At 36.4% G+C, this 24,528-nt stretch carries 21 protein-coding genes and 1 pseudogene; 15 read left to right on the top strand and 7 right to left on the bottom strand.

From position 1 onward, the window contains the following. Nucleotides 1-10: 10 nt before the first annotated feature. Nucleotides 11-118 (bottom strand): annotated as a pseudogene (locus DLD54_RS08960) (LPXTG cell wall anchor domain-containing protein); the annotation flags it as partial. A 193-nt stretch (nucleotides 119-311) separates the two neighbouring features. Between DLD54_RS08960 and DLD54_RS00190 the strand changes: the two are divergent. From DLD54_RS00190 to DLD54_RS00200, 3 genes are read left to right on the top strand one after another with little or no spacing between them, the layout of a single operon-like run. Further along, nucleotides 312-1,430, top strand: coding sequence for an ABC transporter permease subunit (locus tag DLD54_RS00190; protein WP_109917828.1), 1,119 nt, complete (start codon nucleotides 312-314; stop codon nucleotides 1,428-1,430). After that, a complete protein-coding gene (locus tag DLD54_RS00195; protein WP_109917829.1) occupies nucleotides 1,427-2,689 on the top strand; it encodes a tellurium resistance protein TerC in 1,263 nt (420 codons plus the stop codon). Before DLD54_RS00190 ends, DLD54_RS00195 begins: the two co-directional genes overlap by 4 nt. Nucleotide 2,690: 1 nt before the next feature. After that, nucleotides 2,691-3,560, top strand: a complete 870-nt coding sequence (locus tag DLD54_RS00200; protein ID WP_109917830.1) for an ABC transporter ATP-binding protein — start codon at nucleotides 2,691-2,693, stop codon at nucleotides 3,558-3,560. 2 nt (nucleotides 3,561-3,562) lie between these two features. Here the strand turns inward: DLD54_RS00200 and DLD54_RS00205 are convergent, their stop codons facing one another. Next, a complete protein-coding gene (locus DLD54_RS00205) occupies nucleotides 3,563-4,399 on the bottom strand; it encodes a helix-turn-helix domain-containing protein (RefSeq protein ID WP_109917831.1) in 837 nt (278 codons plus the stop codon). A gap of 141 nt (nucleotides 4,400-4,540) precedes the next feature. Between DLD54_RS00205 and DLD54_RS00210 the strand changes: the two genes are divergently transcribed. The 5 genes from DLD54_RS00210 (at nucleotide 4,541) to DLD54_RS00230 (ending at nucleotide 9,744) form a co-directional block, all read left to right on the top strand. Beyond that, on the top strand, nucleotides 4,541-6,139 hold the full coding sequence (locus tag DLD54_RS00210; RefSeq protein ID WP_109917832.1) for an ATP-binding cassette domain-containing protein: 1,599 nt from the start codon (nucleotides 4,541-4,543) through the stop codon (nucleotides 6,137-6,139). Then, nucleotides 6,129-6,407, top strand: a complete 279-nt coding sequence (locus DLD54_RS00215; RefSeq protein WP_162542251.1) for a DUF2087 domain-containing protein — start codon at nucleotides 6,129-6,131, stop codon at nucleotides 6,405-6,407. Before DLD54_RS00210 ends, DLD54_RS00215 begins: the two co-directional genes overlap by 11 nt. A gap of 446 nt (nucleotides 6,408-6,853) precedes the next feature. Then, nucleotides 6,854-7,495: a hypothetical protein gene (locus tag DLD54_RS00220; RefSeq protein WP_109917834.1), complete on the top strand. Its 642-nt coding sequence runs from the start codon at nucleotides 6,854-6,856 to the stop codon at nucleotides 7,493-7,495. A 779-nt stretch (nucleotides 7,496-8,274) separates the two neighbouring features. Further along, complete coding sequence (locus DLD54_RS00225; RefSeq protein WP_046326505.1) at nucleotides 8,275-9,036, top strand: hypothetical protein; 762 nt, start codon at nucleotides 8,275-8,277, stop codon at nucleotides 9,034-9,036. Nucleotides 9,037-9,051: 15 nt separating this feature from the next. Then, complete coding sequence (locus DLD54_RS00230; protein ID WP_109917835.1) at nucleotides 9,052-9,744, top strand: ATP-binding cassette domain-containing protein; 693 nt, start codon at nucleotides 9,052-9,054, stop codon at nucleotides 9,742-9,744. Nucleotides 9,745-10,017: 273 nt separating this feature from the next. On the opposite strand, the gene treC is transcribed toward DLD54_RS00230, so the two are convergent. Together treC and treR are read right to left on the bottom strand one after the other, a co-directional pair. Further along, entirely contained in the window at nucleotides 10,018-11,670 is a 1,653-nt protein-coding gene (gene treC / locus DLD54_RS00235; protein WP_109917836.1) for an alpha,alpha-phosphotrehalase, read from the bottom strand. Then, nucleotides 11,667-12,398: a trehalose operon repressor gene (gene treR / locus DLD54_RS00240; RefSeq protein ID WP_109917837.1), complete on the bottom strand. Its 732-nt coding sequence runs from the start codon at nucleotides 12,396-12,398 to the stop codon at nucleotides 11,667-11,669. The genes treC and treR overlap by 4 nt, the downstream gene beginning before the upstream one ends. A gap of 208 nt (nucleotides 12,399-12,606) precedes the next feature. Between treR and DLD54_RS00245 the strand changes: the two genes are divergently transcribed. After that, entirely contained in the window at nucleotides 12,607-14,586 is a 1,980-nt protein-coding gene (locus tag DLD54_RS00245) for a PTS sugar transporter subunit IIABC (protein WP_109917838.1), read from the top strand. Nucleotides 14,587-14,668: 82 nt separating this feature from the next. Here DLD54_RS00245 and DLD54_RS00250 read toward each other — a convergent pair whose 3' ends face one another. Beyond that, complete coding sequence (locus tag DLD54_RS00250; protein WP_109917839.1) at nucleotides 14,669-15,145, bottom strand: NanQ anomerase/TabA/YiaL family protein; 477 nt, start codon at nucleotides 15,143-15,145, stop codon at nucleotides 14,669-14,671. Between the two features lie 26 nt (nucleotides 15,146-15,171). Beyond that, nucleotides 15,172-15,444 (bottom strand): hypothetical protein, encoded by a 273-nt coding sequence (locus DLD54_RS00255; RefSeq protein WP_109917840.1) that lies wholly within the window; start codon nucleotides 15,442-15,444, stop codon nucleotides 15,172-15,174. A gap of 238 nt (nucleotides 15,445-15,682) precedes the next feature. On the opposite strand from DLD54_RS00255, the gene DLD54_RS00260 reads away from it, so the two are divergent. Further along, nucleotides 15,683-16,969 carry an SLC13 family permease gene (locus tag DLD54_RS00260; protein WP_158593299.1) on the top strand — a complete coding sequence of 429 codons (1,287 nt, stop codon included), beginning with the start codon at nucleotides 15,683-15,685 and terminating at the stop codon, nucleotides 16,967-16,969. Between the two features lie 30 nt (nucleotides 16,970-16,999). On the opposite strand, the gene DLD54_RS00265 is transcribed toward DLD54_RS00260, so the two are convergent. Next, nucleotides 17,000-18,733: a PrpR N-terminal domain-containing protein gene (locus tag DLD54_RS00265; protein WP_158593300.1), complete on the bottom strand. Its 1,734-nt coding sequence runs from the start codon at nucleotides 18,731-18,733 to the stop codon at nucleotides 17,000-17,002. Nucleotides 18,734-18,892: 159 nt separating this feature from the next. Here DLD54_RS00265 and DLD54_RS00270 point away from each other — a divergent pair, with 159 nt between their 5' ends. The 5 genes from DLD54_RS00270 to pdxA are packed head-to-tail and all read left to right on the top strand — an operon-like array spanning nucleotide 18,893 to nucleotide 24,409. After that, nucleotides 18,893-20,149: a four-carbon acid sugar kinase family protein gene (locus DLD54_RS00270; RefSeq protein WP_158593301.1), complete on the top strand. Its 1,257-nt coding sequence runs from the start codon at nucleotides 18,893-18,895 to the stop codon at nucleotides 20,147-20,149. Continuing rightward, the gene (locus DLD54_RS00275) at nucleotides 20,128-21,273 is read left to right on the top strand and encodes a sialidase family protein (RefSeq protein WP_109917843.1); all 1,146 of its coding nucleotides are present in this window, start codon (nucleotides 20,128-20,130) and stop codon (nucleotides 21,271-21,273) included. Before DLD54_RS00270 ends, DLD54_RS00275 begins: the two co-directional genes overlap by 22 nt. Nucleotides 21,274-21,280: 7 nt before the next feature. Continuing rightward, nucleotides 21,281-22,435 (top strand): iron-containing alcohol dehydrogenase, encoded by a 1,155-nt coding sequence (locus DLD54_RS00280; protein WP_109917844.1) that lies wholly within the window; start codon nucleotides 21,281-21,283, stop codon nucleotides 22,433-22,435. Between the two features lie 22 nt (nucleotides 22,436-22,457). After that, a complete protein-coding gene (gene dapA, locus DLD54_RS00285; RefSeq protein ID WP_046326516.1) occupies nucleotides 22,458-23,360 on the top strand; it encodes a 4-hydroxy-tetrahydrodipicolinate synthase in 903 nt (300 codons plus the stop codon). 20 nt (nucleotides 23,361-23,380) lie between these two features. Then, the gene (pdxA, locus tag DLD54_RS00290; RefSeq protein ID WP_199692031.1) at nucleotides 23,381-24,409 is read left to right on the top strand and encodes a 4-hydroxythreonine-4-phosphate dehydrogenase PdxA; all 1,029 of its coding nucleotides are present in this window, start codon (nucleotides 23,381-23,383) and stop codon (nucleotides 24,407-24,409) included. Nucleotides 24,410-24,528 lie beyond the last annotated feature (119 nt).

Here is a 24,528-nt window from a genome sequence, read left to right on the forward strand (position 1 = left end):
AACTTGTTTTTTATTCTTCTGGCTGTTTTCTTTTAAACCATTTGATTGCAGCAACTGTCATGGTGATTAACACACCAATAATTACCAGCAAGAAATTAGACTTTTTGTTTTCCCCTGTTTGTGCTAATTGCTTAGCATGATTTTTGGTGTTGGGTTTTTATAAAAGAGTGCTTTTAAACGCGCTCTGGTGATAGTGTAATAAAAATTATTATGCTATACATGTAATTAAGCTGATAAAAATATGATAATATTATTATTAATAACTTTTTTACAGTCACTGGTTAATTTCATAAAGTCAGGCGGTGCTTTTTATGAAAAGAACATATTTTAAAGCTAATTTTAATATTGCACGGAAATCTAGGAAAAACATATTGCTAATGGTGGCACTAGTTTTATTTATGGTTCTCTTTGTCCTAGTGGTTGAAACTCAAAATCTGGGAGATAATTACCGACAGTGGCAGTCATACCATGATTCGCTTGAGATTAATATTAGCTATTTTGATAGTAATTCATTACATAAAAAAGAATATAAAGAGACGTATTACAATCTAAATAATCAAGAAGCCTGTATTGCCGGTTTACAAAATGGAGAGGTTTTTAGTGCGCCGCAAACCTATTTAGAGAATTCAATCGGCTTATTTCAAACCATGCTAAAGGGTTACCGTAATAATTATTTGGGAGCCAGTACCTTAAATGTGCCACCAAAGTATCAATTACATCAAAGGTTGGTGACTTACAAATATCTTTACCGCCACCACATACCAGCAGTGATGAATTCTAAATCATCTGTAACATATTTGATTTATATCCTAAATTTTGTGGCTGTTTTTATTTTCTTTTATGTTTTGCTGATATCTAGTGATGTATGGATGATCAAACTAGACCATGATACAGTCTTGCGCAATATTCCGTATCGTGTAGAAGACGAAGTGAAGGGCAAAATCCTGATTAATCTGGTTTTAGTCTTGGTTCCCATACTTATCGGCTTAATTGGGGCATATCTTTTCGCGGGTTTTCGCAACGGTTTTCGGAGTTTAAATTACCCCAATGTTTTTTATTTCAATAAAATTAGAGCAATCCCTGTATGGCTGGATTGTGTCTACTTTTTACTTTATACGGCAGTATTAGTCATTTTTGTTACCAGTTTAACGTTATTTTTAAATCAATTAACTAAGAATGTTTATTTAAGCATATTTATTGGGATTGCGCTATATGTTTTATCCTATACGTCTAATCAGCTCTCTAAGTTTATTGTCTGGCTGCCATCCGAGTACCTTAATGTTAACAATGTTCTTAATGGTACTGTAGCAAGCAAAACGGGCTTTGCCGGTTTAAATTTGGTAACGGGAGCTGTTATTTTATTAATCTGGTCTTTGATATCAGTTGCAGGGTTTAGATATTTAATCAATAAGGGAGGAACACTGAGATGAAATGGCGTTATTTTCTTTTTCAATTAAAGTCGTTCCTAGTTAATCCTAAAAATGTCGGTTTATTTATTATCACTATAGTTTTGTCGCTTTATTTCGGCTTGGTTTCCGTACCTAACCATACGGTAATTGAGCAAGTCAATCCTCGGCCAATTCGAAAAGAATATATTGACAATAAAGCTTTTCTTAAAGTAGCACGCGGAGAGGTCGCACTTGCGCACAAGCCGGGATATCATTATTTTCCTAGCAAACGAGCAAATGATGCTGTATACACTTATCCAAAAGTTTTAGCATACGACCGCAAATTGCTAGGTGCTTTAAAGAAAAATGATATGAATGCTTATGCTCGCTACGCTAGTATGCGCTACAAGTACGTAGACGATTTAATTTTTGAAAAAAGTAATCGGGCTTTTTTATACCCAGCTGCATATAATAAAAATGAAAGTTATATATTGGAGGGACATTATGGCTATCAACGGACACTTCACTTGTATAACGCACTTTTAGAGAGTAATAAAGATAAAAAAACACCATTAAATAAAAATATTCTGGAAGAACGAACCGCTTTACAAGTAATGCAAAATTCTCTTTCGGGCTGGACGGTATTATTACTAGTGGTGATGGTATGTTTCTTTACTGCTGATATTGTGACTAATGACCGCAAATATTACACTGTTTTAGAAAATATTCCTTTAACTAAGCGCACTATTTTATGGCTGAAGACCGGAGCCGTTGAGGTAGGAGTTTTGCTAAATTTCGTTGTAGCAGGCATAATTGCTCTTTTCTGCATTGCCCCTAAGTATGGCTTAGGCTCACTAAAGTTGAATACGGTTGATTATTTAGGACAAATAAACTTTAAATCTACTTTCAGAACAGAAACATTGGGTATGTATTATTTGCAGTTTATAATATTTGCAGTCATTATCACTTTTATTTTTATCAGGCTTACAATTCTGTTATCAATTGTCTTACGCAATGAATATGTTGCTGGAATAATTAGTAGTTTGTTTGCTATTAGTGCGAAAATGCTTTACTTTTCGCTAGGAATGGGTTTTGCTTATCCAATTTTGGAAAAACTGCCCATGACGTATTTTTCTATTGGCGATAGTACAACGGGGAGTTTGGCCTATTTAATGGATGTACCTGGCTGGAGCTTTACTGTGGGTATCAAACCCCTGCTTTACCTGGCACTTACAATTGAAATATTATTATTTTTGTTCACTCAAATTAAAAGTATACCTTTAGTTAGGCGTGGTGATTAAAATGCTAAATTTAAAAGATGTTACATTAGCTTTTGGCAAAAATGTTGTTTTAGATGGTATAAACTTGCAATTCAAACAGGGAGAAATAGTGGGTTTGGTTGCGCCTAACGGAACGGGTAAATCAACTTTAATTAATGTCATTTTGCATAATTTGACCCCGCAAAAAGGCTTCATTGAGTATGAAGGTACGCGTTATCAGACTCAAAAAGATACGATTAAATTGCACCAAGAAATTTGTTCCTTTCCTGAGCAAAACGACCTTTTTCCTTTTATGTCGGGAAGGGACCATCTTAACTTGTACGCCGATCTTTGGCATAATTCTGAAAAGCCCGTTGAGCAAATAATTACTGACTTGCAAATGACAGACTATGTTGGCCACAAGGTTGAGACTTATTCATTAGGAATGAAGCAGCGGCTTTGTTTTGCGATGGTAGTAGCGGCTAACTCTCCTGTAATGCTTTTAGATGAAGTAATGAATGGTCTTGATCCCCAGAATGTAGCTTTAATTTCGCACATGCTTCTTGATCTAAAGGGTGAGAATAAGTTGATCATTATGGCTTCGCATTTGCTTTCCAACTTGCAGAAGTATGCAGACAGGGTTTTGTTTATGGGTCACGGTCAAATAATTGAAGATTTAGATAATAAAGAACAACATAATCGTTATTTGAAAATGCAGTCCAGTCCTAAAGCAGTAAAAATACTTTCCGGATATGATTTCGAAACTTTGCCCAATAACTTGATCTTGTTACCTTTAGCAAAAATTGGGCAGGAAAAGCTAACGCAAATTTTAACGGAGTTAGTTGACGCTGATATTCAATATTCAGTTGAAAGAATTGATATCGAGGACTTATTTAACAAGTTCTATAATTAAAATTATTTAACCTGGTTTAATATCTTTAAAAAATAAGTAGCCGTAGTCTGCATATTCATACTAGTTAAAAAGTGAATAATCGAAATAGCAACCGTATCATTGGCAGTATTGTGAAATGTCAAAATGGCGTTTAGGAAATTGCGGCCAACGATTAGCAGCATTTCATTATCTGGCAAGTCAATCTGATTTATTCGTGTAAGTAGTTGGTCTGCAAGTTTAAATTGATTTCTGGTAATTAAGCCAATGACGGCTTCAAAAAGTGCTGCTATACCGAAATGAAAGGTGTTTTCTCCCGCTTTTTTAATAAAGGAAATATTGCTGCTGATTTGAGCAGCGGTCTGATAGATAATTCTGGGACTAATAATAGGAATGATGTTGGCAAAGAGTGAGAGAAATTCATGCCCCCAAACCGTTACTTTATTTAATTGGCGGTTTAACTCATTTTGTTGAGTGATAGGAAAAATATTGTGCTGAGAACTCTTATAATACAAACTGCAGGCAATTGCTGCATAGTCCAAGTCAAAAGGATCTTGACTTAATTGATATTTGTTTAAAGCCGCTTGAGCCAGTTTTTCCAAATAGTCTTTGTCGTGGTTACTCCAAGACTCTTCTAAAATTTGGGCAATATGATCCTGTGGGTCGAGTTTAGCAAGTGCAATATATTCAGTTGCTGATAAATTAAGCTTTTCACACAGTTTGAGAACGCGGTTAAAATCCATGTGTCCTTGATTATTTTCCCAGCGGGAAAGCATTTGAATGGAACAAATGCCTGCGGCAGCTTCTTTAAGGGTAATATGCTGCATTTTTCTTAACTGTTTAAATTCATTCCCTGATTGCATGATGCTTTTGTCCTTTTTAAGATATTATGGCACTTTTTTCTCATATATGAGAAGTAAAAAAATCTCAAAAATAATTCATGCTTTAATATGCTTAATTTAAAACATTACAATCGTTTTTAATAGTAAAAAAGGAGTAACAAAATGCAATCTTCGTTAAAATTTGCATCTAAATGGAAACTTGGTGCCTACACACTTTTAGCAATGATCAGTGCATTTGGCAATGTGGTAATTGCGTATGTCACTAAGATCATGTTAAATTCAGCGCAGTACCGTCAGGGTAATAGTACTAATTTAATTAAAATTGCCGGTATTGGTGCTGCAACCATCTTAATCATTATGCTGTCCAACTTTGTATACCGCTATATCAAATGCGCTATTATTCAAGATGTTAATGTTTATCTTAAAGAGAAAACGATGAGCTATCTGATTGAACAGCGTAGTGACTCACAAAAGGATGGTTTAAGTCTGATGACCAACGATCTGAAACAAATTGAGACGTCTAAGACTACAAATGAACTAATGATTATTGCAGAATTAGCTTCTTTTGTACTGTCAGTTGTGGTTGGTTTAATCAATTCTTGGATTTTAACTTTAATTTTTATGGTAACAACTTTGATTCCTGGACTAGTGCAAAGAGCATTTACCAAAACAATTCAAGCTAAAGCAAAAGTTTGGGAAACGAACAACGTCGCATACACCCAGAGTGTGAATGACGGATTAAACGGGGCGCAAACTGTCGGCTTATACGATGCCCAAAGTTCGACTATTGTTAAAGTCGTTAATAGTGCCAAGAGAATGGAAGAAGCATTAAAGAACTTAAACTTCACACAAGCCGCTGCGGGAGAAGTTATTATGGCTTTTGCGGATATTTTTAGCTTTATATTACCATTTCTAGTAGGTGCCATTTTAATGCTGCAAGGTCAGATTGGTGTTGGTACTTTAATTATGATAGTGCAACTATCTAATGAATTTATTAACCCGATAGTTAATATTTTTGAACAATTGAATGCAATCAAGTCTACTAAACCAATGTGGGATAAGGTAGAGCAAGCCTTATCTTTTTCAACCAGTAAAGTTAAAAGCACCAAAGTTGGTCAGTTTACTGGTTTGAAAGTAGAGGATGCCTCTTATAGTCAGGGTGGTAAAGCAATTTTTACTCACCTTAATTTGACAGTTGCTCCGAACGAAAAAATCTTACTTATGGCACCTAGTGGTTGGGGCAAAACCACGCTGTTAAATTTAATGTTAGGAAAAATAAAGCCTAATACGGGTCATGTCTTTATTGATGATGAAGACGTCACCGGTAATTGGTCCGCAGCCCACGATAATTTCAGTTACGTTAACCAAAAGCCGTTTATTTTTGATGATACAATCAAATTTAATATTCTATTAGGTCGAAAGGTTTCCCCAGAAAGTTTGGCTGAAGCAGTTGAATCGGCGGGACTAACTGAACTCGTGAATGAAAAAGGCTGGGATTATCAGGTTGGTGAAAAGGGGGCAAATTTATCCGGAGGACAAATCCAAAGAATTGAAATTGCACGTGCTTTTTTGTCTGAACGTCCTGTATTGCTCGCTGATGAAGCTACTAGCGCGCTTGACCCAGAACTGTCACTTGCAATTCATAAAACGTTATTAAAAAAGCCTAATTTAGCGGTAATTGAAGTGGCTCATAAAATTTCTGCTACTGAAAAGTCGTTGTTTGATCGAATAATTAATTTGAATGAAAAAAATGGAGAATAAAGAATTATTAATGCGTTATATTGACGCTGATGGTGTTGTTAAAGTATGGCCTGGTAAAGCCAAAAATCGGTTGTTAATTTTAAAGTATTTGGCAACTAAATTTGAACCAACAAAAAAATATTCTGAGCAGGAAGTGAATTTAATTTTAATGCACTTTGTGTCAGACTATGTTACTAGAAGACGAGACCTAATTGAGAATCATTTTTTGAACAGAACGGATGACGGCAGAGTTTACTGGCTGAATGAAGAAAATAGAGTAAAGGATTAGGATATAATTGATACTGAAAAGCGGGTATATAAAAAGGGTATTAAGACCATAGTTGATGACTATCAAACTAAATAATAAACAGTTTAAAAGGACAAATGGCTGCATGTCGTTTGTCCTTTTTTGGTGAAAAGCTAAAAGCTGATGTAGCAGCCTCTTATGAAGATAGACGACAAGATGGCAAGACTTAAAATTTATATTTAATTTGATATTATGATACATTCCTAAAAAATAATAATTAAATTTATTGGTTGAAAAATGATTGAGACCCGCAACTTTAAAAATTGTCAGTTTGCTTTTTAAACATATTTTTACCTTTTTATTGAATGCAGTTAATTAAAGATATATAATCTCAATATTAAATTATTATTTTAATATATGATTACAGTTAAATTGATAATTAAATGGAAAAATATTATTAGTATTAAATCAAAGTAGGTTGGGTAAAAATGAAAAGATCACTTAGTATAGCAGCAATTTTAGCTGTTTTTGGTGCAAGCTTGATATTTAGTGCAACAAGCAGTAATTATGTGCCTGTTAAAGCAGCTGACGTAAGCGATACAAATACTATAGTCAATAATCAGGGTGTGTCTGATAAAACATGGTCTAAAAAATTAGCCAAGGCTGGTTATGTTTTCAAGTTAACTAAAGATGAAGTTTCTGCTGATGGTGGATTGTTTCAAAGAAAAAATGGTTTGTCTAAAGAATATAGTGTGAAGTATGCTAAAAAAATTTTTGCTAAAAACATGTTATTCAAAATAGATCGCGCTATATCAATAAAAAATGGTTCCTTAGTACATATTGTGTCGCAAAATGGCAAATATAAGTTTTGGACTAACTTTTTAACCGGGACATACAATGTAAATGGTCTAAGAAAAGCGCTTAAGCCATTAATAAAAGCCGAAGCAGAAGTAATCCACACTACTTCTAAAGAGAAAAAGACAAAAATGCTAGTCACTGCCGAAAAATTGGCTAATAAATTAAAGGGTTCAGATAAAAAATTGGCTCAAGAATCAATTACCCAATTGAAGCAATGGATTGATAACGAAGTTTATGCTAATATTCCTACTCTTTTAATCGGTAATTTTTAGTTGTCTGATTGTAAATAAGGAATGTAAAACCCTGTGGATCCAGACTGTGTTTAAGCAGCTTATACTAATTTAAATTAACATAAACTTTGAATGCGAAGATTATTAAATGGAGATATAGCAAGGTGACGCGAAAAGCGGTGCAATTATGTTTGATTGAAATTTGAGTCTAATAAAGAAATAAAATTTCTAAAGGTCTCAAAAAAGATTGCGACTTAGATTATAGCTTTAAAAATTGGTAATTTTCTTTTATACATTCATGTTAGTTTTTCGTTACCTTTGTTTTCTTTTTGAAACAAATTCATCCTAAAATTTAAATGTATAAATAGTTTAGCGGTTCCACTGGAATCACAGAAAAAATTTTATCCTAATTGATATGACCCCCAAATTTAACACAAATTTGGGGGTATTTTTGTGACTAAATTATCTAAGCAAGATACTGTCAGCTTTAGTATGATTATCAAATTTGTCCTGGTGAATTAAATTGGCATTACCAGGTTGGACTACCTAATATTATTATGCGGCCTTTTTAGCAAGTTTTTTAGGACCTTAAATAATAAAAATATGAGATTTAATTGACCAATATGGTAAAATAACATATAATTTTCATAATTTATCGTACAGTGAAGGCTAATAGTAAACTGACTATTGTTGCTAGATTGAGAATCTATTTCAAATGAAAATTATCTGAGTTTTGATTCTTAGCTAAATTGGGGTTACATCTTTTAGGCGATAAGTTTAATCTATTTCAAAAATGTTAGGTAATATTCACGGAGATTTCTATGAAAAAAAAGTTTTATGCGCTCTACAAGATTTTTCTTATTAATGCTTTTAGCAACAAAATTGCATTAATGTTTAACATTGTCTTTCCAGTTATATATTTTGCTATATCTAATGCTCCGGTCTTGATTAATAATTATACTGTCAGTAAGGATAAACTAATTAGCGCAAGTGCATACTATTTTGCCTATATTGCCTTAACAACTACTCTAAATTCAGTGATTCTGGCAATGGTTGAGTATCGTGATTATGGTTATTATAAAGTTATTTACATGGTGACCAATTCAAAGTATCTAGTATTGATCAGTCAATTTTTATCGCAGTGGACGTTTTTAATAATAGAATTATTCCTTTTTAACTTAATCACCACACTAATGTTTAAGTCCCTTGCTTATCTGGGCTATTTACTGTTGACCACAATAATAGCTGCGATTGTGTTTGTTTTACCTTTAACTATGGGCTTATATTTTTTACTTACAGTGAAATTAAGGTTGCAAACTTACAATATTGTGATTACGTTAATTATTTTGCTCTCTTTCATGGTGTCAGCTTTTGAAGCAAAAAACGAAATATTAAATTTATTATTGCTATGTACGCCTGTTAAATACCTAATGACTGGGTATGAAGTAATAATGCAAATGATGTTTTCTAGAGTAAATTGGGCAAATCTTATTAATTTATTGCTCGTTATTTTAATTTATGTCCTATTTGGAATGATTTTTATTGCAAAACAAAATATTTCTACAATTTTTGAAAAAAAATAGTTGGAAGGTGACAATATGGAAATTAAGCATTTGAACTTCTCTTATAAAAAGAAAGAAATCTTTGCCGATTTTAACGCAAAATTTATTGGCGATCAGTTAAATGTGATCATTGGTAGTAATGGTGCTGGTAAAACGACTTTACTTAACCTAATTTATGGCTTTATTGACCGTCCTGCTGCAGCTATGATAGATTTTCCTTCTATGTCTAATATTATTTATAAATTTCAAAACATGTCTTTCTTTGATGAACTGACGGTAAAACAAGTAATAAATTTTTTTAAATCGATGAATGATCATACTGTTGCAGTCACTAATGCACAAGTTAGTTTTTATAATGAGATCATAAAGGAATTAATAAATACTAAACTAAGGTCTTTATCCGGTGGAGAATATCAATCTGTCATGGTTTATTGTACTAGTATAATGGAGCGGGAATTATATTTGTTCGATGAACCTCTTAGTGGAATTGATAGTTATATTGAAAATTTGATTTTAGACTTAGTTGAATCTTTAGTTGTTGAGAAAAAGAAAAAAGTAATTATGACTTTGCACCAGTTGGCTAAATTAAACTCTTTGCAGGCGCACATTGTATTCGTTGGCAACAAAAAGTGTGTTTTTCAAGGTAATCTTAGCCAAATGCTGCAGGCGGCAGATACAGATGATATTGATATTGCATTTAAAAGAATGCGTCAGGCAGTATCTTGTTAAATCAAGAGTGACTATACTTTTAATTTATAAGAGATATAAAATTGATTGAGCTAAACCAACTATTTTGGTTAGGTTTGCTTGGCGTATCAAGCAGAAGCGTATTACTTATATATAAAATGAGGTGACTTAAATAGTATTTTTAAGTCACCTCATTTTTTTAGTCAAATTAATAATAGTGCTACATGAGCAATTCATCTTAAATTCTGATGGTAATTTTTTGACTGCAGTATTTTCTATGTTAGATTTTCATAGCAAAAGAAGTTATTCTTTTAGCTATATTAACAAAGCCAGCGATTCATAAGGCTGTAAAGCTAAAGTCTTTGGTACTGCGCTTAAATTCCTATTATAGTTGCTAATTAAAGTTTGCGCTTTTTGTCCTTGATAAGAACCAGGTAAATCGTAGGTTACTTTTTGCCCGTAAAAATTATTTATTACTAGTAAGGTTTGTCCCTGATAAAGTCTGCAATAAGCAAAAATTTGCGGGTGATCCAAATCAATGGGTTCATAGCTTCCCTTAGCGATAATGGGATAATGTTTTCTCAAGTAAATCAGCTTTTGATAATAGGGGAAAACTTCACCGTGATCAAGTTCAGCCGCCACGTTAATTTGTTCTTGATCTTTAGGTTTCAGCCAGGGAGTACCAGTAGTAAAGCCGGCATTAACACTATCATCCCAGTGCATTGGCGTTCTGCTGTTATCTCGTGACTTCGCCTGAATAATTGTCAGAGCTTTGGCGTCACTTAAGCCTTGTTTTTTAAGGTCATCATAAGCATTAAGTGTTTCTACATCCACATAATCGGTTATCTTCTGGTAGTTAGGATTAATCATGCCGATTTCTTCGCCCTGATAAATATAAGGGGTACCGCGTAACAAGTGCATTACGGTAGCCAGCATTTCAGCGGATTTTTCCCGATAATGTACGGGATCACCAAAACGGCTCAGAGCCCAGGGCTGGTCATGATTATTCCAAAACAGAGCATTCCAGCCGCCGCCTTGACTCATTCCTACTTGCCAGTCATTTAGGGCCTTCTTTAAAGCAGAAAAATCAAAGGTCATCTTGGTCCATTTTTGTCCATCTTGATAGTCAACTTTTAGATGATGAAAAGTGAAAACCATTGAAAGTTCATGATTTTCTTTTTTAGTGTAAGCAACAGAATTAGCAATGGTCGTTGATGACATTTCACCCACTGTAATGGTATCGGGTTCCTGACCAAAAGTCTTCTGATTTAATTCTTTTAGATATTGGTGGACTACCGGTTGATCCGTATACATTAACTTGCTGGCAGTGTTTTTAGGCGCGTCAGTAAGCTGTTCATCTTTGCCAATAACGTTAATCACGTCAAAGCGAAACCCTTTAACCCCTTTGTCACGCCAGAAATTAACTACTTTAAAGAGTTCTGTTCTAACTGCTGGATTATGCCAGTCGAGATCGGCTTGAGTCTTATCATATAAATGAAGGTAGTATTTACCAGTTTTACCAAACGGTGCCCAAGCGGAACCACCAAATTTAGATGTCCAGTTGTTAGGCAAACTGCCATCTGCTTTAGGCTTTCTAATGTAGAAAAATTTTTGATAATATTCGTCCCCGGCTAAAGCTTTTTTAAACCAAATATGATCAGTGGAGCAGTGATTTAACACCATATCAAGCATCACACCAATATGGTTTTGCGCAAGCTTAGCGACTAATTCTTCAAAATCAGCCATTGTGCCAAATAACGGATCAATACCATAATAATCGGCAATATCATAACCATTATCATTTTGGGGAGATACAAAAAAAGGATTGAACCAAATCATATCAATATTTAGTTTCTTTAAATAGGGAATTTTCTGAATAATCCCCCTTAAGTCCCCGGTACCGTCACCATTACTGTCATAAAACGATTTGGGATAAATTTGATAAATAACTTTATCTGCCAAACTCATAGAATAAGACCCCCATTTTTGTTTTTCCTGTGTGCAAAGTCTACAAACTTAAATTTATCAGGCCGATGTTGCGAAATAGTGTACTGAAAAAAAGATGTGTCTTTTAAGTAAGTTAAGCTGCGTACTACTACGACTAAATTGGTATTGGTAAGCTGCAACTGCTTGATTACACTTGCACTAGCTGGCTCTACCGTAATAGTTTTAGTGGCATAATCAATTTCAAGCCCTAAATCATGCTCAAAATAGTGGTATAACGAGCTTTGTGCCTGCTGCGGCGAAATTTGGGGCACGTATTTTTTTAAAATATAATCTTCGTCAACTACTATTGGTTCATGATTGATCAAGCGCAAACGTTTTACATAAGTCGCAGCAGTTTCTGTTAAGGATAAATGTTTACTGATGGTAAACGGCACACGTGCATCTTTTAACTCAATAATTTTAGTTGCCGCGTGCATTTGTTTTTGCTTGTTGAGTTCGTCAAAAGATTCAATATTAGAAACTGGGAAGGCAATACGAGCGGCATTAATAACCACTGAACCTTTACCCTGTATTTTTTGAATTAAACCGGCATCTGCCAGTTCAGTCAAAGCTTTCCTAATCGTTTCACGTGAAACATTATATAACTGTGATAATGTCGGTTCGCTTGGTAAAAAATCACCGGCTGCATATTGCTCGTGTTTAATTTTATTCGCTAAATCAGCTGCAATTTGGATATACTTAACTGCCATTATTAAAGATCCACCTTTTTTTATTTAATCATACCACCTTTCTTAAAATTATAACCTGTCTAGTATAGTTAACAAGCATAAAATAGACTATTACAACAATATAATAATCAATATGTTGACACTTGTCTATACAATATATATAATTTTTTAGGAAAGCGTTATCAATATATGACGAACCATTATGCAGTAATTTCATGGAGGTTTAATTATGAGTAATACGATTAAAATACTGGCACCTGTTGCCGGTCAGGTCATTAATCTTGAAGATGTTAATGATCCGGTTTTTTCTCAGAAAAAGTTGGGGGAAGGCTTTGCTGTTAAACCTAGTGCAGGAGAAATAGTTTCGCCTGTAACTGGGAAGGTGGTAATGGTTGCTAAAACAAAGCACGCACTTGGTTTGCAAACTGCAGATGATGTGGAAGTGATGATTCACCTTGGTATAGATACCGTTGAACTTGACGGCAAACCGTTTGATTTGCAAGTGGCAGCCGGCTCTAAAGTAAAAGCAGGGCAGCAACTGGGGACAATGGATCTGCAGGCAATTAAAGATGCCCAAAAAGATGATACCGTCATTCTGGCGATTACTAATACCGCTGATATTTTAGCTGGTATCGATCTTGCTCTGGGCACTAAGTCTGCCGGTGAATCGGCAGCCACTATTACATTGAAACAGACTAAGTCAGCACCGGTTGCAGCTAACAAAAAAGAAAATAAATACCAAACTACAGCTCGTGAAATTGTTAAGGCAGTTGGTGGCGCTGATAATGTTAAAAGTGTTATGCACTGCTTTACTCGTCTGCGCTTTACCTTAAATGATAATAGTATTCCGCAGGATGACGAGGTTAACAACATTAAAGGAGTAATAGATGTTACCCGTGCAAATAACCAATATCAGATAGTAATTGGTCAAACGGTAGAAGACGTTTATGATGAATTAATCAAACTACTTGGGCCAAAATACGCTGGGCAAGGTGAGACTACAGCTGCTGCTCCAGCTCCAGAGGCTAATCAATCTATCGGTGGCAAGATTAAAAACGGCTTCTTCCAGTTAATAGGTGTAATTACCGGCTCTATGATGCCTGTAATTGGCTTGCTGGCCGCCAGCGGTATGTTAAAAGGTATTCTTAACATTTTAACTAACTTCTGCCACATGTCTACGGCTTCGCCAACTTACACTATTATCAATGCGATGGGGGATGCATCGTTTTACTTTCTGCCTTTAATTGTTGGTTTTACAGCTGCTCAAAGATTAGGTTCTAATCCAGTAGTTGTTTCTATTATTGGCGGTTTTCTGATTTACCCTGATTTAGTAAAAATTTATGCCAGCGGCAAATTCAGTTACTACTTAGCTGGCGTTGGTATTAATGCCAACTTCTTCGGTATTCCAATTCATATTCCACAATATACTTATTCAATTTTCCCAATGATTTTTGCGGCTTGGATGGCTGCTAAAATTGAACCGTGGATTAAAAAATGGATGCCAGTTACATTAAGACAAATTTTTACTCCACTAGTAGAAATCTTTTTGGTAGGGATGACAGTCTTAATTATTGTAGGGCCCGTAATTTCGTTTATTTCTACGGGAATTGCCAAAGTATTGCAATGGCTCTTAACTGTCAACACTGCACTTTCCGGCTTAATCATCGGTGGTCTTTACCAGATACTCGTTATCTTCGGACTGCACTGGGCAGTAGTGCCAATTATTGCGAATGATATTGCTGCAACGGGACATAGTATTTTAAACGGTATTGTTTCAGTAACTATGATTGCACAAGGTGCTGGTGCTCTGGCCGTTTGGTTTAAGACCAAGCATAATCCTGACTTAAAGGGATTATCTTTAAGTGCCGCTATTTCCGCTGCTGTTGGTATCACTGAGCCGGCAATGTACGGTGTTAACTTAAAGTATGGTCGTGTATTTATGACTTCAAGTCTTGGTGCTGCCATTGGTGGTCTGGTAAACGGTCTGCTTAAAGTTGATATGTATGGCTTTACTGGCAGTTTAATCGGATTTCCATCCTTTGTGCCTAAAGCTGGGCAAGGCAATCCTAATAACCTGCTGAACTTCTGGATTGCCTCCATTGTGACAATTGTTGCTGCATTTGCTTTGACCTACTTCTTTGGTTATAAAGAGCAGGACGCTAATAGTCCTAAGGATGCTCCTAAGAAAAAGAATTTAGCTGATTTATAATTGATAACAGTTTTATAAGTACAAAATATTAAAGGGCTCCAAAAGCATGGTCGCTTTCGGAGCCCTTTTTCTGTCTAATAAATTATTGCACCAACTTAATTGGCACCTTGATAACCGCCTTTTTACATGGCTTTTCATTAACGTCTAAATCTAAGCAAGCTTCATGAGCATCTTCAGGAAATAAAATAATATAATCTCCAGGATGTAAGCAAATTGAAGTTGCTGGACCAGTAAAGCGCTGATAATGCGCTACGTCATCCGGGCTTGCAAGTGCATTATCTATTTCAGTCAGGCCGTTAGGTTTGGTTACCCTTGTTATTTCTGCACCCTTAATTAAATAATGAAAATCAAGGTGCGTTTGATGATTTTCAAAGCGACCCTTTTTTTCGTCTTTCGTATTATATTCCTGAATTTTAACAAAAATGCCATCACTGATATCGTATCTGCCAACAGCTAAATTGGTCAAATCGGTTTCTTGCAGCCATTTAAAAGCCTTATCCAGATACTGATTTTGACGAATGAAAGTAGTAGTTGAATCATTAATATTAGCGTAAATCATATCATTTTCCTTTCTTACATTCTGGGTTAATTATTTAGCATTTGCTTTGAATTAAGTTGCTGGATCTTATCCACCATTTCATCAAACGAAAGGTTGCTCAATTTTTTATTGGTAGTAAATTGTGTATCTTCTAGAGTGTTGAAATCACCTATTAAGTAGTATGCGGTCAAGTAACTTAACAAGAATTTTTTGGCCTCAGGTATTAAGTCTTGTTGAGAATAATTCATCTGACGGGCAACTGTCGCAAAATGATATGCGAATTTTTCTGGATCAATCTGAGTATTTTCGTTAACAGTCATAGAAAACCTTCTTTCATAAAAATACTTTTAATCCTATTCTATATTGCCCAATTAAATTGTTTTAGTGTTTATTGTTTAAAAATAAGACGATAAATATTCATTTACGAGTGATTTCTTTTTATCCAGTAAATAATGTTTAAAAATAAGACGATATTCAATGTAGTTTAGTTATGATTTTTATTAGCATAAACAATGTAAGCGATTAACCGGTATGTTTTATTTGAGAGAGGTCATTAAAATGTCACAAGCGTACATTGTTTTAATTGTAATGGCTGTAATGATCGTAGCAATGGTTTCTGATAAGTTTGATTTTGGATTTGCGCCAGTTGCCGCCTGTACAATCTTGGTTTTAACTGGAACAGCCACCGTACAACAAGCATACGGTGGCTTTATTAACAATAACACTATCTTAACTGCAGGATATGTAATTATCAGTTCACTTTTTGCGCGGACACGTGCCATTCATAAATTACAGGCATTTTTGTTAAAAATTCAAAAAGGTAAAAGTGGGCTGACACTATTTGTAGTTTTGCTATTATTCACTGTTATTCTGATGACAGTAATGGAACCGGGACCTGCAACCTTATTAATCTGTTTGGTTTTGTCAACTTTACCTGCAGGTGGTGGTATACCATCGGGACAAATGCTGTTGCCGCTGGCTTCAATGGTCGATATTAGCGCTCGTAAAATTCCTATGGGTATGACCATGGTTTATGTGTTAGCGTTAAATAATTTTATTACTAACGCTGGCTTCAGCCATACAGTAAGTATGGGCACTTGGATCATTGCCGGTGCAGTGCCACTTTTAGTTGCATTTGTTTATTCCTTAATTGCGTATCGTGTTTTACCCAAAAAGGAATTAAAAATTGATGCGGGGCAGGATCAAAAAGAACAGGAAGAAGAAGCGACTGATAACTTAAAATCATGGCAGGAAAATTTGATTTACATTTCTTTTGTTGTAACTACAATTGCCATGTTTTTTACCAATCAATTAGGAAATATTGTCTACGTTATCCCACTAGTAGGAATTGGCCTGATGTATTTTTGCAATATTATCAGTTTTAAAGAAATTCGCGAGGGTATGTCCAGTCCCATTATCTATCTTTTAGGCGGAATGTTTGGTCTTGCTGATATTATGGCTGCTAAAGGCGTAACCAAAATGATTGGTTCAGCATTACAAGGAGTTCTGGGCAATAATTCCAGCATTTGGGTCATTACCTTTGTCTTTGCTTTTGCGGCGACAATCATGGCCAACTTGACCGGCTCGAACATGGGAACAACCATGATTTTAACGCCAATCGCTATTGCAGTGGCTGTTGCTTCCGGACTTGATCCCCGTGCTGCAGGTTTAGCAACCGTAATTGCGTCTAATGCTGCAGTTATTATGCCAATGGATACTGCCATAGGTATTGCTGTTGCCCAGGGACACTATAAAATTGGCAGAACATTTGTCTATACTATCCCGTTAACAATAATTTATATCACCGTTGTTGCTGTGATGTGCTGTGTATTATTCCCAGCATAATTTGGCAGCAGTTTGATAATAACCCAGTTTTTACCGTTTTAAATAGCGCCATAAAGTTGCGCGACTAATGTTTAATTCTTTAGCCGTTTTGGTTTTATTGCCATTATTTTCTTTGAGCGCCTGTTTAATGTCTTGGACGATAATATCATGCAAAGAATGTCCTCGATGTGCGGGACTGGCTACCTTTAAAGCCGCTTGTTCTGGCTGTGATTTTTCACTCACAGCCAGCTGAGTTAAGATCAGATCAATATCTTTGCCCTTTAAAATCGGGGCGTCAGCTACTGCTAGGGCAGTAGTCAAAACGTGAATAAATTCGCGGTAGTTGTGGGGCCACGGGTAACTCGATAGATGGTCTAATGCTGTGTCAGAAATTCCTGAAAAAGTTTTACCCGTCTTTAAATTAAAATCGTTGAGAATGGAGTGTACCAACTGATTAAAAACGTCATAAGACATTGCGTTTAAAGGTTTTAAAAAGAGTTCGTTAACTGTGAGGTAATCAGGAAAAGAAATGTTCAACTTTGTTCCATAAGGCTGGGTAATTAAGAAAACCAACTTGTTTCTGCCGTCCAAATTCGATTTACGGATAAATTCAAAAAAGTCATTTTGGTCAGAGGCTGGCAATTTCTCTAAGCCGGTGATCTGAATAAGATGGTGATTATCAAAGAATATCGAGTCATTATCAGCAAGAGCTTTGCTTAAGCTTTCATGATCTGACAGAGAAATCTGTATTGGAGTTGCAGCGTCTGTTTCTTTAAAGATTAGGCTGCCTAAATATTCTTTTTCAAGGCCATCTGCACCGATTATGGCAACGGGCGCTTGGAGGTGAGAATAGTGTCTGAGTAATTTGAAAAACTGGTTATCATAGCAGGTCGAATAGACTGAGGAGATATAATCCGCATCAAAGTGTGTTTGACTGCTTGATGCAGCTTTTCCTAAATAATCAAGTGTAGCAATTGAAAAGTTGGGTGTCTGCGTTACTACTACGTGCCAGGAGGAATTAGCCCAAGTTACGATCGGTGTGGCGTCACTGAGCGCTTTACGCACCTTTTTTGCCAAAAATGCGGCTTTTTTCTTATTAGTGCTGAATAAAACGTTAAAATAATTATCTTTTTCAAAAAAGAGTGTGTAATTATGAAATGCTGCGAGGGTTTCGGAAAGCAGATTGAAGTAATTAATATTTGTTTCCTTTTCCCTAAGTAAGAGAAAACAGGTTTTAAGTGCTTGATAGACAACTTCGTCTCCCGATTCAATCAGATAAGAATTGAGGTGGTAGATATTGTTGGAAGCGACAATTATGCCTGAATCACAAATTATATTGTGATAACCGCTTGCTGCAAGCTTTGCCATTGCATTTTTAATATCCATTTTTTTCTGTACTACATATTTGGTCATTTTAATATTAAATTGAGCCAAGGTTTGGGAGATAGCTTGATCGAAGGCGTCATAGCAGATGATAGCGGACTTACTCAAGTCGGGAATGCTTTTGATCGTCCGAATAATATCGTACTGGGAAATACCAATATCTATTACAGGTACATTGGTTTGTTTTTCCAAAAAGGCGACAGTTCCACCACGGGAAAGTAATAAGTCAAAATCATTATTTTTAACTAAAGCGGCCAAATTGTTTTTATTCGCTAAATTAGCTAGTTCAATTTGAATTTGAATGTCCAGATCAGCATTCTCTGTTGTTAATTGCTTAAAAAAGTGTTGGACTTTGTTTCTCAAACCGGGATAGGGAACGATGCAGAGAATTTTAGCAGTCATAATAACCTCCGTTTCAATTTTGAACATATTTTTAGAGTTAGTATACTTCATTTTTAATTCCCTGATAAGTGTTTAAAAGTGAAACAAAAAATATTACAGCTTTGTTCTTAATCATTTTAAGATTATCTATGTAAAGAATATCTGATGGCGGGTGGAAAAATGGCTAAATTTTTGATAATTGCTGATGACTTTACTGGTGCTAATGATACCGGTGTTAAGCTTACAGAAGAAGGTATGCCAGTAAATGTTTTTTTCTCAGCAATTAATATTGTTCCCCACACTTCTTGTGTAATTGATACGGAAACACGAAATGACTCAGAAAAAACGGCTTATGAAAAAACAAAAACAATTTTAAATTCAATTGATATGAACCAGTTCGATTTTGTTTATAAAAAAGTTGATTCGACTTTGAGGGGTAATATTGTTACTGAATTAAGAGCGATTAACGACCGTTTTACACCAGATTACGTTGTTTTTGCACCAGCCTTGCCGGCGCTAGGCAGGCAGGTAATTAATAAGAAAGTTCTGGTTAGTGGCAAAGAACTGCGCAAAACGGAATTTGCCTGCGATCCCGTTAAACCGGTATTGCTGGATAATGTTGAAACAATCTTGGCCCAAAGCTTTGGCGTTAATAGCGTGCAATATTACTCTTTAAAAGATTTACGGTCTAACAAAGACTTGGATTTGAGCAAAAAATGCTTTGGCTTTGATACCGAAAATGATGAAGATTTTTGCAAGATTGTTTCTCTATTTCAGGGATTAAAAGGCAAAATCCTCTGGGTTGGCTCCTCTGGTCTAATTGAAGGAATGGTCAAAAAGAGTAGTGTGGCAACACCGGCAATTGCTTTAGTTGGCAGCGTCAGCAGTAAAACTAGAAAACAGATTCTTTATGCCAAAGAAAATGGGTTGGCTATCATTGCATTGCCGATTTATGAAATTTATAAAACAGAAAATTATTCTGAATACGTTGACCAGGCTGTAAGTATTTTAAAAAAAGGCAGAAATTTGGCCTTGGTATCGTCCGCATCACTAAAAAGGGCAGATTTAATAAAAACCAAGACCAGTTTTAATGAGGCTGGCATAGTTGGTACGGAAATGGAGAACACCATTCAAATGATACTGGCAGGTATTTGCCGCCGCGTGATTAAAGAATTTCCTGTTTCTGGCTTATTTGTTACTGGTGGTACAACTGCACAAAGTATTTTAAGAATTGTGAAGGCACAGGGAACGGTAATTAGAGAAGAAGTTGCTTTGGGGATGCCGCTTCTAACCGTTGTTGGCGGTGAATTTGACGGTATTAATATGATTTCTAAAGCTGGTGCTTTTGGAGATTCGAGTTTGATTATGTTTGGTTTAAATAAATTACGTTCTTTAGGAAAGAAGGCAGAAATATCATGGAATTACAAGAAAGCTTAACTGCTAAATTTGACAGAACTATGTTGTTGCCAGATTCGGGAATTCAAAGTCATGCTTCCAACTTATTGATATTACCTAATGGTGATACCTTGTGTACTTGGTTTTCAGGTACTGAAGAAGGCACAGACGACATTACCATTTTTATGGCTGAATTGAAAGCAGGAACAGATAGCTGGTCAAAGCCGGTTCCAATGTCGAACAATCCCGGTCGTTCCGATCAAAATCCGGTTTTATTTGCGGCACCTGATGGCGATATTTGGCTACTTTACACTTCCCAAGTTGGTGGAAATGAAGATACGGCGATAATTCAATATCGTGTTTCACATGATAATGGGAAAACATGGAGCTTGCAAAGTAATCTATTTCCAGGTGAAAGTGGTCTGTTTATTCGTCATCCGCTAGTTGTAACAGCTAATGGAGAGTGGCTTTTACCCCTTTATCATTGTGTAGTTAAAAATGACGGCAAACCATGGGATGGCAGTTATGATTACAGTTGTGTCCGGGTTTCGCAGGATAGCGGACAAACTTGGAAAGAATACGAAGTCCCCGATAGTCAGGGCTGCGTTCAAATGAGTATTGTCAAGCTACAAAATAACGCGGGATATGTAGGCTTTTTTAGAAGTCGTTGGGCTGATAATATCTACCGTTCTTTTTCTAATGACGGCAGCCGCTGGACGCCACCTAAGGCAATTGACTTGCCGAATAATAATTCATCTATCCAAGCAGCACTGCTGCCTGACGGCAACATAATTTTAGCTTTTAATAAGTCCAGTGCTGAAGATGCAACAGTGAGAAGACTATCATTATTTTCCGAAAAAACCACGGCAAAGGAAACGTCCAACAAAAAAGCTGCTAAAACTGCTTTTTGGGGTGCGCCCCGGGCACCATTAACCGTGGCAATTTCAGAAGATAACGGTAAAACTTGGCCGTATGTAAGAAATATTGCCGAAGGCAGCGGTTATGCCCTCACTAATAATTCTAAAGATAAGAAAAATAGGGAATTTTCGTATCCCTCAGTTAAACCGACAAGAAACGGTAAAATTGCTTTGACGTTTACCTATTTCAGACAAAATATTGCTTTTGTCGAGTTTACAGAAGACTGGGTCAAAGAAGAAAAGGAGTAAGACTGTGATGAAAGAAGCTTTTTTAAAGTTACCGCAGAGGGTATATCTGGGTGAAAATTTACTGGACAAATTAGGTGAATTTTTGCAAACCAGAAAAAATACGAATGTTTTACTTTTCACGGATCAAGGACTGTTAAAAGCGGGTTTGGTTCAACCGCTAGAAGATTGCCTGCAAGCACATGGTATTGCTTATCAAATTGAATCCGAAATTAAACCTGAACCAAGCTATACCCAAGTTGATGCTCTTTTTAAGAAGGTTAGCCAGTTTAACTTCAATACGATTGTTGCTATCGGCGGCGGCTCGGTAATGGATGCTGCCAAACTGATTTCACTATTGCTTCATACCGATTTGAGCGTTAAAGATCTGATTAATGATCCGACCAAAGCACAAAAACACTGTGCCACCGTTTTTATTCCGACTACTGCGGGTACAGGCTCAGAAGCCACAATTAATGCGATAGTCAGCATTCCGGAAAAACAGGTTAAGTTTGGTATTGTAGCGGATGCAATGCTCCCGGATTTAGTTCTGCTTGATGGCAATAATGTTAAAAACCTGCCCAAGTCAATTCTTGCCTCGTCAGCAATTGATGCACTCAGCCACTGCGTTGAATGTTATACGGCTAAAAACGCCACTGTAATGAGTGACGGTGTGGCACTTCTTGGTGCTAAATTGATTTTTAAGAATATTATTAAGGCCTATCAAGACACAAAGGATATTCAGGCACGTGAAGCGCTGCAACTGGGTGCCTTTTATGGTGGCGTAGCAATCACCGCTTCCGGAACCAACATAGTTCATGCCTTGTCGTATCCGCTTGGTGGCAAATTCCATATTGCTCATGGCGTAGCTAATGCCATTTTATTTAAAGCATGCATGGAAACTAACAAGCCGGCGATTGAAGATCGTTTAGCAGCACTTTGCACTAATATTTGGCCGGAAGAAGGCAGTAAAAGTACTAGTGCGAAAGCCGATTTTGTAATTGCTAAGATTGCAGAAATTGTTGCAAAAACCGAAATACCAACTGATCTTAAAAAATTTGGTGTACAGGAAACAGACTTGGACTTTTTAGTTGATTCAGCACTAGAGCAAAAGCGCTTGCTCAGTCACAATCTGAAAAAATTAACGCGCTCAGAAATTGCTCAAATTTATAAAGCAGTAATGTAGTTTAGAAGGAGGAGTTTTTAAAATGTGTCAGACAAAGATTGCTCAGGGTATTATTGCAGCAATGGTGACCCCGATGGATGAAAATGGTCAAATAAATTATGCAGAGTTGAAAAATCAGGTTGAGCGGCAGATTAATGCCGGCATCAGCGGAGTTTTTACGCTAGGCACAAACGGTGAAGGATATATTCTTAGCCATGATGAAAAATTAAAAGTGATGGAAACGGTAATTAAACAGGCAAATCACCGGGTTCCAGTATATGTGGGCACAGGTTGTGTTTCTACAGCAGAAACAATTCAGTTGTCGCAGCAAGCTGAGGAGCTAGGGGCAGACGCATTATCAGTTATTACTCCGTGGTTTGCGCAAGCTTCACAGGAAGATTTATTTAAGCATTATCAGGCTTTAAATGATGCTGTTCATATTCCAATTTTGCTTTATAACATCCCTGCAAGGACGGGCAATGCTCTCGCACCTAAAACTGTGGCTCGCCTGGCCGATTTGCCACATATTGCTGGTATTAAGGATTCAAGCGGTAATTTCGACAATATTTTGCAGTACATTGAATTAACCAGAAATAAGGATTTTGCAGTCATATCAGGTAATGATTCTCTCATTTTGTGGACTTTGAAAGCCGGAGGTACCGGTGGTATTGCCGCTTGTGCGAATGTATTACCGGAAATTATGGTATCAATCTACCGCTACTATCAAGCTGGTAAATGGGAAGAAGCTAGGAAAGCGCAAGATTCTATCCGTCCGTTTAGAAACTGTTTCAAGTTAGGAAATCCGAATACAATTGTTAAGAAAGCAACTAATGTCATGGGCTATCCTGTGGGGATGCCCCGCGCACCATTTAATGGTTTAACTAAAGAAGCAGTGACGACCATTCAAAATACTATAGATGAGTATTACAGTGAATATAAAAAGTAGTTGAAAAGGAGACAAAACTGATGGGTAGACCAATTGTTGGTATTACAATGGGAGATCCTGCAAGTATAGGACCGGAAATATCTTTGAAAACTTTTCAGGATCAACGACTTTATGAAAAATGCCGACCTTTATTGATAGGTGATAGCAATGTTCTCGAAAAAGTAATGGAAATATTACCTGACCGTAAACTGCAGCTTAACCCCATTACTAACGTTAAAGATGCTAAGTTCCAATACGGGACAATGGATGTTTACGATATGCACGAAGTTGAAATCTCTGAATTGCAGTTTGGCCAAGTCAGCAAAATGGCGGGTAACGCTGCTTTTCAATATGTCAAAAAAGTGATTGAACTGGCTAATGCCCATGAAGTTGATGCTACCGTAACGAATGCCCTAAACAAAGAGGCAATGAACTTAGCAGGACACCACTATGCTGGGCATACTGAAATCTATGGTAAATTTACCCATACTCCAAACTACACGATGATGCTCGCCCACGGCAATTTAAGGGTGGTTCATGTTTCTACACACGTTTCTTTGAGAAAAGCCTGTGATTTGGTGAAAAAGCCTAGGGTTGCAGAATGTATTAAGCTGGCTGACGAGGTTTGCCGTAATTTGGGCATCAAAAATCCGCGGGTAGCAGTTGCAGGGCTAAACCCACATGCAGGAGAAAATGGCTTATTTGGTGATGAAGAAATAAAGGAAATTGCACCTGCGGTTGCAGAAATGCGAGCAAAAGGCGTTAACGTGACTGGTCCCGTTCCTGCTGATACAGTTTTTGCAAAATGTAATGGCGGGATGTACGACATTGTAGTTGCAATGTATCATGACCAAGGACATATACCGGTGAAAGTAATTGGCTTTCAATATGATGAGCAAAAGAAGAAGTGGGATAGTGTTGCAGGAATCAATGTCACTTTGGGTCTGCCAATTATCAGAACGTCGGTTGATCATGGCACTGCCTTTGATCAGGTTCTTAAAGGCACAGCTAATGAAGTCAGTTTAAAAAATGCAATTGATTATGCCGTTAAACTAGCTGAAAGCAAGTAGTGCAAGATAATACTGTTGTATTGCCTCATGAACTTAGCAGATATAAATTTAATTAGTCTTTTGGCTTAAATATAGGCAAAAAAGAGCTATCAGTGCGATAGCTCTTTTTATTTACTCTC

The organism is Lactobacillus helsingborgensis (assembly GCF_003173695.1).
In the GTDB taxonomy this organism is placed as follows: Bacteria; Bacillota; Bacilli; order Lactobacillales; family Lactobacillaceae; genus Lactobacillus; species Lactobacillus helsingborgensis.